Genomic DNA, 12909 nt, shown 5'->3' on the forward strand with positions numbered 1-12909 from the left:
GCCAGTGCGCGCGCTATCCCCGTGAGGAGGCAGCACCGTCTGCCCTAGAAACGGCTCAGGTTCTTGTACTCCGAGGGGCTCAGGGTCTGCTCGTGACCGCCCAGGGTGCACACGTAACCACCATCGGACGTCTCGTGACCGTTGTTGATGCACTCCTGACCCATCATGGCGTTCAGCACGATGACCGCGATGGTCACCGCGGTCACCACGAAGCTCACGACACCGGTCACGATACCGCCAATCGCCAGGCCCTTACCGGAAGCAGCGCCTCGACGCACCTGAACCAGCGCAACAATGCCCAGCACAATACCGGCCAAGCCGAGAGCAACACCGTAGATAAAAATACCGGTCAGAATACCCAAAATGCCGCATACCAAGGAGGCGATAGCCAGCCCCGAGCTCAGCTTCTGTTCCGCAACAGGATGCGGGGTGCGCTCCGCCGCTTCCTGCACCGGTGCGGAAGCGGCGTCTTCGGGCAACGGCTGAACGTTCGAGGACTCAGACATATCGATCTCCTTACATAGATATAGTTTGTGGCGGCGCACGACGGAGCTTGGAATTGTAGGCAACATCCGGTCGGCGCACTATCCACCTACCATTATAGGTAGGGGCACCCACCCTTCCCGAGGGAGAAGAGCGATGCGCCAGTCCCTAGCCGAGGTTGCGGTAGCGCATCGCGCGGCGCGCCTCCAGGTCATCCTGACGCTCACGCAAAGCCTGACGCTTATCATACTCGCGCTTACCGGTCGCCAGGGCAATCTCAACCTTCGCGCGGCCGTTCGAGAAGTACAGCTTCAACGGAACCACCGTGTAGCCGGTCTCCTTCAGCTTCTGCGCCAGCTTGTTAATCTCCGAACGATGCAGCAGCAGCTTGCGGCGACGACGAGCCGCGTGGTTCGTCCACGTACCGTAACCGTACTCCGCAATATGAATACCCTCGAGCCACATCTCGTTATCGGTCACCTGGCAGAAACCATCCACAATGGACGCCCCACCATCACGCAGAGACTTCACCTCGGTGCCCAGCAGAACAATACCCGCCTCATAGGTATCCACAATGTTGTAGTTGTGGCGAGCCTTCTTATTCTGGGCAATAATCGCGTTATTCGGGTCTTTCTTTGCGTCTTTCTTCTTTTTCTGAGCCATTACTCAATCCTTCACGTCTTAGCTGTCTTCAGCCGCGCGCCCCGAAGCACGCCAGCGAATACCAGCATCAATAAAGGCGTTCAAACCGCCATCCAAAACATTAGAGGTATTACCCTCCTCATAGCCGGTACGCAGATCCTTCACCATCTGGTACGGATGCAGAACATAGGAGCGCATCTGATCGCCCCAGCTCGCCTTGATATCGCCGGCAAGCTCCTTCTTCTTCGCGTCTTCCTGTTCTTTACGCAGCAACAGCAGGCGGGACTGCAGCACGCGCAGGGCCGCCGCACGGTTCTGCAGCTGCGACTTCTCATTCTGCATCGACACCACAATACCGGTCGGCAGGTGAGTCATACGCACCGCCGAATCCGTCGTGTTCACCGACTGACCACCCGGGCCCGAGGAGCGGAACACGTCCACCTTAATCTCAGACTCGGGAATCTCAATAGCGTCCGTCTGCTCAATCAGAGGAATCACCTCAACCGCCGCAAACGAGGTCTGGCGGCGGCCCTGATTATCGAAGGGTGAAATACGCACCAGGCGGTGAGTACCCGCCTCCACCGACAGGCGACCAAAAGCGTACGGTGCGTTCACCTCAAAGGTCACCGACTTCAAGCCCGCCTCCTCAGCGTAGGAGGTATCCAGCACCTTCGTCGGGTAGCCGTTCTTCTCCGCCCACCGCAGGTACATGCGCAGAAGCATCTCCGCAAAATCAGCGGCGTCCACACCACCGGCACCCGCACGGATGGTCACCACGGCCTCGCGCTGATCGTACTCGCCGGAGAGGAGGACCAAAACCTCCAGCTCTTCCAGCTTGGCGCGAATCTGGCCGCATTCCTCCTGAGCATCTGCCAGTAGTTCGGCGGCGGTCTCAGCATCCTCGGCCTCGGCAAGCTCCACCATCACCTCAACATCGTCAATGCGAGAGGACAGCGAGCGCAGACGATTCAGCTCCGCCTGCTTGTAGGAGAGGGCACTCGTCACCTTCTGGGCATGCTCAACATCATCCCAGAGGTCGGGGGCGGCGGCCTGTTCGGACAGCTCCTCAATGGCGCGCTCAATCCCCTCGATGTCGCTCACTGCGGCAATCGAGGCAAAGATAGCGCGAAGCTCTTTAATCTCAGCGGAAAAATCGAAGGATGCCATAGCTTTTAACACTATCGCGAAACGGCCAGAAAGTCCCGCCGTTACAGCCCGCAACAGCCCACAGCACAGAAGGATAAGGCAGGCAGAGGGCAGAACCCGCGCAACGAAGACCTAAAAAGGGCATAAAACGAGGGCGCATCCGCTAGCCGTTACACTACCTTGCGGATGCGCCCTCGCAGTCTAGGAGGCTCACAACACGCCAATAAGCGAGTGAGCCGATATACCCGTCGCCGATACGCCCGTGCGCCGTTGATGGACGCACTAATCAGTGGACGGGCCCTGGCTCGTCTTCAAACGCGACGAACCGTGAGCGGTTACCTCAATACCATCAGGCACCAGAATCGACAGTAGCGGCGGACGAATACGAGCCGACAGGTACACATGCACACTCTGGTCAGAATCCACAGACACGTTCTCCAGACGTAGCGCCTGAAAATCCTGCCCCGGCTGAACCTCAGCCAGGTACGCACTCGCATACTCCCACGCCGCCGAACCACTCGCCTCATCCGGAGTGCGCATCGTGCGGGTAATCGAGTTCGCCTGAGCGTCCGCCATATCCTGCAGATGCTGAGTCTGCAGATACGCGCCAGTAATCGCCACCGTCACCGAACCGATGAGCAGAAGCAACGCCAGCATGCCCACAATCAGCGGGGCAATACTGCCCTCTTCCGGGCCTGATGCGATCGGGTCAGCGGCGAGCGCCCGGCTCTGCGCACGGGCACGAACCTGTAGACGGGCACGACGGCATGCGTTAGCGTAGCGCTCCCGCACAGAGGAAAGCAGGCGAGCGGGCGAGAACAGATGAGCGGGCGAACCATTAGGAATCAGCATGACCAGACCCCCAACTCGTCGCATGAGAACTCACCGGAATCACGCCGCCACCCATAAACGAAGGCAGAAGCGGCAGACGCGCCTGAACCGTCACCGTGGCGTACGCCTTCGTACCCGAGACGCACTCCCCCGACGCACAGCTCAACGACACGCTCACATCGGAAGGCTCAACCCCGTAATCCGCGGCAGCATGCACAGCCAAACGCTGAGCCAAATCCGGGCCAACCGACGAATCCTGCGGCTGCTCCTGCACATACAGCACCACCTGGGCGCTCGCGGCATGGGCCGCCATGACCGAGGACTGCAGGCTGAAGATGGTGAGCACCGCGTAGAGCACCGGGATGAGCAGCGTAATGCCCAGGCCCAGGAACTCCACAATGGCGCTACCCTCTTCAGAGTCGTGTTGCTCAGAAAGAGGCCAATCAGAGCGGCTCTTCAGGCGTTCCTTCACCCGCTGCCGAAGCGAAAAGTCGCTAATCACCGGAACGATGCTCCGCATAAATCGCATGCCCCTTCACCTCAATAGAATCCGGAAAACCCCACGGGCCCAGCACCGGCAACGGAGACTTCACCGTCACCTCCAAAGTGCGCACACCCGTAGAATCACTACTCTGACGGTACGAAATATTCTCAGCATACGAGGATGGAAGAGTCCCCTCAATCATCTGACGGGTACGCTCCATGCCCTCCTGCGGAGTGCGGTCACGCATCGTACCGTACCGTGCCCCAGCCGCCGCAGCATCCACCAACATGGTTCGTGCATACAGGGCGAAAGAAACCTGCAGAATCGCCATGGTCAGCAACACCAACAGCGCACCGACCATGACGAATTCCGTGCTGGCGTCACCGCGCTCGCTCTCCTCCACAGAATACTCCGCGGAGGATAGCTCAGCGACAGTCAGCTCAGAAGCGATGCGAGGCTTACGCATTACTGGTGAACCAGAGCAATCGCGTCGTTGAACATCTTGGTCAGAGCGGGCTGAGCAATCGCCAAGATAGCGGCAACCAGCACGGCGCTCATCATGGTAATCATGACCCAGCCGGGCACGTCGCCGCGCTCGGGATCATCCTGCTTGTTCTTCAGGCGCAGAGCCAGCACGGATGCGATAGCCAGGGCAATCAGCACGGTGAGGGTGGTGCGGAAACGACGGAACATGATTTTCTCCTTCTATCAAAGGGTGTAGTGTGTGGTTGGTGCGGCGCGCCGGGCAATCAGCCCAGCCCACCGCGGTGTAGCAGGTACGGTGTGTACCCGCCGCAAAATCTAAAAGTTCAAACGCATGAGCGACAGGCCCGGGAAGACCGCAAAAATTACGGTCAGCGGCAGGATAAAAAACACCACCGGGGCGAGCATCGCAATCTCCTTCTTACCGGCTGTTTCCATCAGCTCACGTTTAGCGTTATCGCGCACATCCTGAGCCTGCGCACGCAACACATCAGCCAGAGGGGTACCGCGCTCAATCGCAACAGCAATACCCTCAACGAAGCGGCTCAACGCCGGAACGCGAGTACGCTCCGCAAACTCCTGCAGCGCGCTCAGTAGTGAAACGCCGGTGCGGGTCTGCGCCAAAATCTCAGAAAACTCACGAGCCAACTCGCCGCGAGAGGTCAAACAAATACGTTCCAAAGCCGCCAGCGCCGACTCGCCCGCCGTCACCGACAGAGCCATCATCTCCGCCAGCGCCGGGAACTCAGCAACCAGCTGCTTCTCACGCTTAGTCACCGCCTCACCCAGCCACCAGTCACGCGCCAGAAAGCCGCTCAAACCGCTCACCAGCACCAGCACAAGAGCCACCAGGATGGAGAAACGCTCCTGCACCACGCCAATGACGGTCAGCGCACTCATGACGGTCACACCGGCAAGAGCCCACAGCAGCTGCTCAGCACGAAACGCGCTCACGCTCTGGGAAGACCCCGCCCGGCGCAGACGCTCCAGCACAGAGCTGTCGCTCAACGAGGAGCCGTTCAACGTCGCGGAAAGCGAGCGTAGTAGCGGCGCGCAGAAGGCCGAGAGGGCCTCCATCAGGCTGGGTTCGCGACGCTCCTGCTCCCTCAGCAGAGACTCACGCAGAGTCTCACCGCGAAGCTGCGATGCCACGCGATCGGCGAAGGAAACGCTTCGAGTATTCAGAACCGACGAAAGAATCAGGCCCAGGCCGGCCGCCAACAACAGGGCAAACACAATGGGAAGGTTCATCCGAAGACCCTCCGTTCGCGCGGAAGCTCACCGATGCGAAGCATCAGACGATAGGCGGCCAGCGAAACCGTCGCCCCGGCCATCATGAGCACGGCCCCGGTAAAGGAGTTGTACACCATGCGCGCGGCAGGCTGAGTCGCCATCAGACACAGCACAAACCAGGGGGCCACGCACGAGAGCCGGGCCGCATTCACTGTCCAGGATTGGCGGGCCAGAAGCTCCGAGCGGGTGCGGGCATTATCGCGCAGAAAATCGCTCAGCGTGCCCAGCAGCTTGCCCAGGTCAGAGCCTCCCACCTCGCGAGCAATTTTGAGAGCCTCGATGATGGTGTCCGCAACCGGGTCCGAGAGGTATTCCTTCAGACGGTTCAGCGAGGGCACGAACTCGCCCGAGGCGCGATAGTCACGCGAAAAATGGGCGAAGGCCCCGCGAAGTTCCTCCGGGCCGCGGTAGGAGAGCTGAATCAGTGCCTCCGGCAGGGAGAGGCCCGCACGAATCGCCGAACGCAGGTGGTCCACCGCATCCGGCCACAGCTGCCAGATGCGTGCATCCGCGGCACGGGCGCGATGATTCACCACCACGCGAGGGGCCACCAGCCCGGCGATAAACCCGAGCACGCCCAGGGCCACCAACTGGCTAACCAGCAGAAGCAGCAGGGACAGGGCGACGGCGCTCGCAAGGCTCACCCAGGTGAAGGTTCGAGGGGTCAGCGTGTGCATCCCGGCCTTGCGCAACGCCACGACCAGCGCGGGGTCGGCGGCCTCGCGGACCGGTTTCTGCCCCTCCGGAAAACAGGAGAGGTACACCAGGCACACGCCGATGCCCAGAATTAGGCTGAGGAAAAGCGACATCACTGCCCCGCTTTCGCGAGGGCCAGCACCTGTTCGGGACGATGTCCCGCACGTACCCAGCGTTCGGCGTTCGGCAGTTCCAGGGCCACGCAGACCATGCGCCCATCACGTCGCACAAACAGCGGCGACATCTCAATCACCCCGTCCTCGACACGACCGCCGAGCATGCTAATCTCCTCGACCCGGCGCTGCCCGCGGGTATCGCGGCCGCAGTGAACCACGATGTCAAAGCACGAGGCCACGGTGGGCACCACGAATGAGGAGGAGATATTCTCGCCCGCCAGCAGCGGCAGGGTGCAAATCTTTGTCACGGCGTCGCGTGCAGAGTTAGCGTGAATCGTGCACATGCCGGGCAGACCCGCGTTGAGCGCAATCAGCATGTCCAGAGATTCTGCCTCGCGTACCTCGCCAATGAGGATGCGGTCCGGGCGCATACGCAGGGCCTCCTTGACCAGGCGGCGCAACTCGATGGCGCCGGTACCCTCAAGGTTCGGCTGACGGCATTGCATGCCCACCACGTCTCGCAGCGGCACGGATAGCTCAAAAATCTCTTCGCAGGTGACCACGCGTTCCCGCGGCGGAATCGATGCAGATAGGCAATTGAGCATCGTGGTCTTGCCCGACTGGGTTGCACCCGAGACGAGGATATTCATGCCGCTCTCCACCGCCGCGTGCAGCAGGGACGCCGCACCGGCGCTTAGGGAGTTCATGCGGACCAGATCGGGCAGGCGGCGGGCCCGCACCACGAACTTACGAATGTTGATGCTCGTGTGCCTGCGGGTGATGTCCGGAATCACCGCGTGCAATCGGGAGCCATCCGGCAGGGAGGCGTCCACGAAGGGAGAGGAAAGGTCCAGGCGACGGCCCGAGGGCTTGAGCATACGCTCCAGCAGGCTGTTGATGGCCCGGGGGCTCAGATGCAGACCGGTCAATTCGCTTTCGCCGTTGCGCGCGATGAAGATTTCATCGGGCGAGTTAATCCAGATCTCCTCAACGCTCTCATCATCGAGGAAGGGCTGAATGACCCCGAAACCGCAGATTTCATCGTGGAGCCGCTGGATGACGACGCTCCGCTCCCCCACATCGGGCAGGGAGACGCGGGTGCGCTTCTGCTCATATTCGTCCAAACATTCACCGATGAGCGCGCGTACGGCATCCCGGTCCTCTCGAGGGTCCAGGTTGCGACGGCGCATGGCCTTGCGAATGTTCTCCTCAAGTAGAGCCAGGTGTTCCATTTTGGTATTCGGAACGGTGTTCTCCATTGAAATAATCCGATGCTGCGGTGTGTGGTGGCGTTACATGCAACTTTGCGACTGTAACCTATTACTTCCATCATCCTAGCCACAGGGCATCAAATTTATCAAAACTATATATTTCGCTACTTAATATTTACAGGTGTAGTTTTTCGATATTTTCTATCGTGATATATGCCATTTCTACGCGGGGAATACCCGGATCAGTACAAACGCCCTAGTCAATCGCCACAAGTATTCTTCTCCGCCCTTGGGAGGTAGCTTGCAGCATCTAGCGCCAAGCCCATCTTCCTACCACGAATACGTGCGTAACATTTGGTGCTTTATCCACATCGCGGATTTGGCCAGGACCATCCGCGCTGTCCCTCACGAGCCGATAACCTCGCAACGAAAGAGCGCAGTGACAGGGCACGGCAAAGGGGCGTGCACTCCCCCATCGGGAATACACGCCCCATCACAAGCGATACATCTAGCGGTTAGTCACCGCCGCGAATTACCTTCACAGCCTCCTTAATCGGACCGTCGAATCGAAGGTTACCGTGCTCCAGCACCACGCCGCGGTCACAAATCTTAGACACCAAATCCAGGTCATGGCTCACCACGGCAAGAGTCTTACCGGCAGAGCACAGCTCCTGAATCTTCGCAATACACTTCTTCTGGAACGGCTCATCGCCCACCGCAAGAATCTCATCCACCAGGAAGATATCCGGGTTCGTATGAACCGCAACCGAGAACGCCAGACGCAGGTACATACCCGAAGAGTAGAACTTCACCTCGGTATCGATAAAGTCGTGAATCTCAGCGAAATCCACAATCGAATCGAAGGAAGCCTCAATCTCATCCTTGGTCATACCCAAAATCGCGCCGTTGAGGTACACGTTATCGCGGCCGGTCAGATCCGGGTGGAAACCAGCGCCTACCTCAATCAGACCCGCAATATTGCCGCGAGTAAGAACCTCACCTTCATCAGCGCGCATCACGCCAGAAATCATCTTCAGCAGCGTGGACTTACCCGAGCCGTTCAGACCCAGAAGAGCCACACGCTCGCCCTGACGAATATCCAGGCTCACGCCGTTGAGTGCATTGAACTTCTCCGAAAGATCACCCTTGCGGCCCTTAATCAGCCACACAAAAGCTTCCTTCATCGAACGGGTGTGGCGCAGAACGAAGCGCTTCACCAAATTCTCCACGTGAATCACCACGGGAGCGTCCGGGCTCACCGGCGGGAACTCAAGCTTCTTAATATCCACAGAATCAGAGCTCCTGGGCGAAGTTGCCCTCAAACTTACGGAAGAGCAAATCACCAATCAAAACGGTCAGCAGAGAAATACCAATGGCAATCGGAGTCCAGAAGCTGAAGAGATGCGGAACCACCTGCGAAGCAGGAAGCGCCAAATCCTCAGGACGGAGCGTCGGATGCCAGAAGCCATAGTGGAACAGCTCCACCGCAACGGTCAGCGGGTTAATCATGAACACGTTGAACACCCACGGGTAGAGAGTGTCACGCACCATGGTCCAGGAGTACAGCACCGGCGAGAACCAGGTAGCCACCATCAGCAGCATGTCCACAATGTTCTCCGAATCTCGGAAGAACACGTTAGCCACACCGAAAATCAGACCCAGACCATAGGACAGCAGCATCACGATGAGCATGCCCGCCAGAATCGACCCGAAAGCCAACGCGGACGGATGCCAACCCACCGCAAAACACGCCAGGAGCATGACCACAATCTGCGGCACAAAATGCACCAGAGCCACCCACACCGTCGACAGCGAGAACAACTCACGCGGCAGGTAAATCTTGCGAATCAGAGCGCTGTTAACCACCATGGCGCGGGCACCGTTGCCGAACCCCTCCGAGAAGAAGTTAATGGCAATCATGCCCGAGAATAGGTACACCGCATAGTTGTGCATACCGCGTTCCAGGCCAAGGAAAAGACCCATGGCAATGTAGAACACCAGGAACTGCACGCCCGGCTTAATGTACGACCACAAAATACCCAGCACCGAGCCGCGGTAGCGGACCTGGATTTCCTTATCGACCAGCAGTCGAAGCAGGTAGCGATTCTTCATCGCATCCAGAATGCCGCGGCCGCGACCGGGCGCCTTCAGGGGAACAGACTTCAAATCGCTCATCGGGTCAGCTCAGAATCCGTATGCTCAGCAAAGGTCTTAGCCCACGCATCGTAGGAGGCAACCTCTGCGGCCTTCGAACGGTACAGGTCGCGCAGCTTCTCCCAGCCGGTCACCAGCTGAGCGTGCAGCTTCGCGGCGTGAATCAGCTTCGACTTCAGCTGCTCGGGGTCACGACGGTACCAGAAGAGACCGGTACCCTCAGCGTTCGTGGCCAGAGCCGAGTCGAACTTCGACAGGGTCCACCAGTTGGTTTCACCGTAGTTCAGCTGAATCTGCGGATGCGCCTTCGCTTCTTCGCTCACGGGCTTGAAGAGCTGGCGACCCACGGTCTTCGCGGTCCACGAAGCAAGCTTCTTGTAGCCGGGGGATGCGAAGGAGCGGCGACCGCGGAACGGCGGCTTCTTCGACTGGATAGCCGGGAAGTCATCCACGTTCGGCTTCACCTGAGACTCCGGGTACTCCTTAGCCATTGCGCGAATCACCGGCAGACGCTTCGAGAGCGAGGGGTGCAGGTGATCGGGGCCCGACAGCAGATCCTCGAGAGCCAGCAGACGGCCGGCCTCGGTGTAGTACTGCATCGACAGGGTGTGCTTGACGTCAAGGAACAGCGAATCCAGCAACACGCGGCCACCCTTGTCGAAGGGAGAGTGCAACAGGGCCGTGATGAGACGGTTACGCTCGTGGTAGTAAGCCTGCCAGCCGACGGAATCGTCCTTATCGGTCCAGGACACGTGCCACACGCCCGCACCGGGGAAGGACACGGTCGCGAAGCCCGCGGCCTTAGCGCGCAGGCCGTACTCGGCGTCGTCCCACTTCAGGAACAGCGGCAGGGACAGGCCGATCTCCTTGATGACCGCGGTCGGGATGAGGCACATCCACCAGCCGTTATAGTCCACGTCCACGCGGCGGTGCAGCCACGGGGTGTTACGCAGGTTGTGGTGGCCCAGGTTGTGGCCCATCGCCATGTCATCGTGCGGCTTAGCGTAGAAGTTACGCCACGGATCAACAACCTCACCGAACGCGTGCAGAACCGAACGGTCGAACATGTCGAACATGTGCGCACCCACGATGGTGGGTTCCTTGCAGTAGTTCGCGAAGGTCACCATACGCAGGATCGACTCGGGCTCAACGATAACGTCGTCATCAAGCAACAGCACGTAATCGGAGCCGTTGTTGACAGCCTCGAACATGCCGCGCGAGAAGCCGCCGGAACCACCCAGGTTGCCCTGATTAATGATGCGGAACTTGCCCGCCAGAGGCTTGACGACCTCTTCGAAGTCCTCGTGGTCCTGAACCTTCTGGGTGCCCTGGTCGACAATCAGGAACTCGTGCACGGCATCGAAAATCTCGGGGCTCTCGCCCAGCGCACGAATGTTGTTGATGCAGTACTCCACCTTGTTCATGGTGGTAATCTGCACGGTTGCCTGGCCGGCCTTCACGTCGGCGCGGGGCTCGATATCGCCCAGCCAATTTGCCTCGACCAGCTCGAGGTCGGTGGTGCCTGACAGGTCGAACCAGTACCAGCCACCGTCACCGAAGGGTGCCAGGGGCATCGTGAAGGTGGTGGTCTCCTCGCCGGAGAGCAGCTTGGCGTCCACACGCTGGATCACGCCACGGCCGTTGGACTTGTACACAATGACCATGCCCTCGCCACGGGTCTGAACGCTCAGGGTGACCTTCTTCAGGTCGGTCCAGCGGCGCCAGTACGAAGCGGGGAAGGCGTTGAAATAGGTACCGAACGACAGGCTCTGGCCCGCGCTCACGGTGATGGAGCGGCGGCTGTTCAGGCTGTTTGCGGCGTCGCGGTTCGCGCTAGCGTTCGATACAGACTGACCGGAGGTGTTCATCGCCTCCGCGATGGAGGTCGAGGCGTCGCCGTCGATACGGGTGGGTAGCTGAACGCCGGTTGCAACGCCCGCATCCACGTAGAGGGGCACGACGTCGGTCTCAACCGCGCTCGGGAAAATGACCCGCTGCAGAGTCTTCAAAGTCTGAGTAGCCATAACTATGCGTCCACACCACCGGATTCGATCTTGGCACCGTCGGTGAAGTGCGGGCGGATCTTGTTGTCAAACATCGACAGTGCCGAGGCGATGGCCATGTGCATGTCCAGGTACTTGTAGGTACCCAGGCGGCCGCCGAACAGCACGTTATCCTCACCCTTAGCCAGGTCGCGGTAAGCCAGCAGCTTCTCGCGATCCACGGCAGTGTTCACCGGGTAGTAGGGCTCGTCACCCTTGTTAGCGAAGCGGGAGAACTCACGCATAATGACGGTTGCGTCCTTGGTGTAGTCACGCTCCGGGTGGAAGTGACGGAATTCGTGGATACGAGTGAAGGGGACGTCAGCATCGGGGTAGTTCATCACGGAGCAGCCCTGGAAGTCCTCAATCGGCAGAACTTCTTCTTCCAGGTCGATGGTGCGCCAGGACAGATCGCCCTCGGCGTAGTCGAAGTAGCGGTCCACCGGGCCGGTGTAAACCACGGGAATCTGGCCGAGCACGTTCTCGCGGGAGTACTCGTGGCCGGGCTCGAAGAAATCGGTGTTCAGGTGAACCTCGATGTTCGGGTGTGCGGCCATGCGCTCCAGCCAAGCGGCGTAGCCGTCGACCGGCAGGCCCTCGTACTTATCGTTGAAGTAGCGGTTGTCGTAGGTGTAACGCACCGGCAGACGGGAAATGATGGATGCGGGCAGCTCCTCCGGCGGGGTCTGCCACTGCTTTGCGGTGTAGTGCTTGATGAAGGCCTCGTACAGGGGGCGACCAATCAGGGAGATGCCCTTGTCGTTGAGGTTCTGCGGGTCGGTACCAGCCAGCTCGCCAGCCTGCTCAGCAATCAGCGCCTTTGCCTCTGCCGGCGAGTAGGCGGCGTTGAAGAACTGGTTGATGGTACCGAGGTTAATCGGCATGGGATACACGATGCCGTTGTGGCGGGTGTACACGCGGTGCACATAGTTCGTGAAGTCGGTGAAGCGGTTCACATACTCCCACACGCGCTCGTTGGAGGTGTGGAACAGGTGAGCGCCGTAGCGGTGCACCTCAATGCCGGTCTGCTTCTCCTTCTCGCTGTATGCGTTACCGCCAATGTGGGAGCGACGGTCCAGCAGAGCGACTTTCAGGCCCAGCTCGGTGGCGGCCTGTTCTGCGATGGTCAGGCCGAAGAGGCCCGATCCGACAACTACGAGGTCAGCAGTCAATGTTTTCTCCTGTATTATCACGGCGCCCCGGCCCCTATCGGGGCTGGTTTTCGCCTTCCAGACCGGGCATTTCCCCGCTGGTTCGGGGAGGGCACGATCCGCGTGGGCGGGGCACACCTTGCCCCTCCCACGATGGATATAGTCATACTCTAAGAT

Annotated in this window: 14 protein-coding genes; all 14 read right to left on the reverse strand. The window is 59.7% G+C overall.

Features of this window, described 5'->3' with window-relative positions:
• Window positions 1–44: 44 nt before the first annotated feature.
• The gene (locus ADJ95_RS05360; RefSeq protein WP_049333306.1) at window positions 45–506 is read right to left on the reverse strand and encodes a DUF4190 domain-containing protein; all 462 of its coding nucleotides are present in this window, start codon (window positions 504–506) and stop codon (window positions 45–47) included.
• Window positions 507–651: 145 nt separating this feature from the next.
• Window positions 652–1146, reverse strand: a complete 495-nt coding sequence (gene smpB / locus ADJ95_RS05365) for an SsrA-binding protein SmpB (RefSeq protein ID WP_005505423.1) — start codon at window positions 1144–1146, stop codon at window positions 652–654.
• Between the two features lie 18 nt (window positions 1147–1164).
• Window positions 1165–2292, reverse strand: coding sequence for a peptide chain release factor 2 (prfB, locus tag ADJ95_RS05370; protein ID WP_049333308.1), 1128 nt, complete (start codon window positions 2290–2292; stop codon window positions 1165–1167).
• A 261-nt stretch (window positions 2293–2553) separates the two neighbouring features.
• Window positions 2554–3147 carry a pilus assembly protein TadG-related protein gene (locus tag ADJ95_RS05375; RefSeq protein ID WP_049333310.1) on the reverse strand — a complete coding sequence of 198 codons (594 nt, stop codon included), beginning with the start codon at window positions 3145–3147 and terminating at the stop codon, window positions 2554–2556.
• Entirely contained in the window at window positions 3110–3622 is a 513-nt protein-coding gene (locus ADJ95_RS05380; RefSeq protein ID WP_239662795.1) for a pilus assembly protein TadE, read from the reverse strand. Before ADJ95_RS05380 ends, ADJ95_RS05375 begins: the two co-directional genes overlap by 38 nt.
• Window positions 3597–4052, reverse strand: a complete 456-nt coding sequence (locus ADJ95_RS05385) for a TadE family protein (RefSeq protein WP_049333314.1) — start codon at window positions 4050–4052, stop codon at window positions 3597–3599. The genes ADJ95_RS05380 and ADJ95_RS05385 overlap by 26 nt, the downstream gene beginning before the upstream one ends.
• A complete protein-coding gene (locus ADJ95_RS05390) occupies window positions 4052–4279 on the reverse strand; it encodes a hypothetical protein (protein ID WP_005505403.1) in 228 nt (75 codons plus the stop codon). Before ADJ95_RS05390 ends, ADJ95_RS05385 begins: the two co-directional genes overlap by 1 nt.
• A 108-nt stretch (window positions 4280–4387) precedes the next feature.
• Window positions 4388–5320, reverse strand: coding sequence for a type II secretion system F family protein (locus tag ADJ95_RS05395; protein ID WP_049333316.1), 933 nt, complete (start codon window positions 5318–5320; stop codon window positions 4388–4390).
• On the reverse strand, window positions 5317–6171 hold the full coding sequence (locus ADJ95_RS05400; RefSeq protein ID WP_049333321.1) for a type II secretion system F family protein: 855 nt from the start codon (window positions 6169–6171) through the stop codon (window positions 5317–5319). Before ADJ95_RS05400 ends, ADJ95_RS05395 begins: the two co-directional genes overlap by 4 nt.
• The gene (locus ADJ95_RS05405; RefSeq protein WP_049333322.1) at window positions 6171–7433 is read right to left on the reverse strand and encodes a CpaF family protein; all 1263 of its coding nucleotides are present in this window, start codon (window positions 7431–7433) and stop codon (window positions 6171–6173) included. Before ADJ95_RS05405 ends, ADJ95_RS05400 begins: the two co-directional genes overlap by 1 nt.
• Before the next feature lie 467 nt (window positions 7434–7900).
• Window positions 7901–8674 carry an ABC transporter ATP-binding protein gene (locus ADJ95_RS05410; protein WP_005505398.1) on the reverse strand — a complete coding sequence of 258 codons (774 nt, stop codon included), beginning with the start codon at window positions 8672–8674 and terminating at the stop codon, window positions 7901–7903.
• Window positions 8675–8678: 4 nt separating this feature from the next.
• Window positions 8679–9560 carry an ABC transporter permease gene (locus ADJ95_RS05415; RefSeq protein WP_049333323.1) on the reverse strand — a complete coding sequence of 294 codons (882 nt, stop codon included), beginning with the start codon at window positions 9558–9560 and terminating at the stop codon, window positions 8679–8681.
• On the reverse strand, window positions 9557–11563 hold the full coding sequence (locus ADJ95_RS05420; RefSeq protein ID WP_049333324.1) for a glycosyltransferase: 2007 nt from the start codon (window positions 11561–11563) through the stop codon (window positions 9557–9559). The genes ADJ95_RS05415 and ADJ95_RS05420 overlap by 4 nt, the downstream gene beginning before the upstream one ends.
• Before the next feature lie 2 nt (window positions 11564–11565).
• Window positions 11566–12753 carry a UDP-galactopyranose mutase gene (gene glf / locus ADJ95_RS05425; protein WP_049333325.1) on the reverse strand — a complete coding sequence of 396 codons (1188 nt, stop codon included), beginning with the start codon at window positions 12751–12753 and terminating at the stop codon, window positions 11566–11568.
• Between the last annotated feature and the right edge of the window lie 156 nt (window positions 12754–12909).

It is taken from the genome of Rothia mucilaginosa, from assembly GCF_001061665.1.
In the GTDB taxonomy this organism is placed as follows: Bacteria; Actinomycetota; Actinomycetes; order Actinomycetales; family Micrococcaceae; genus Rothia; species Rothia mucilaginosa_A.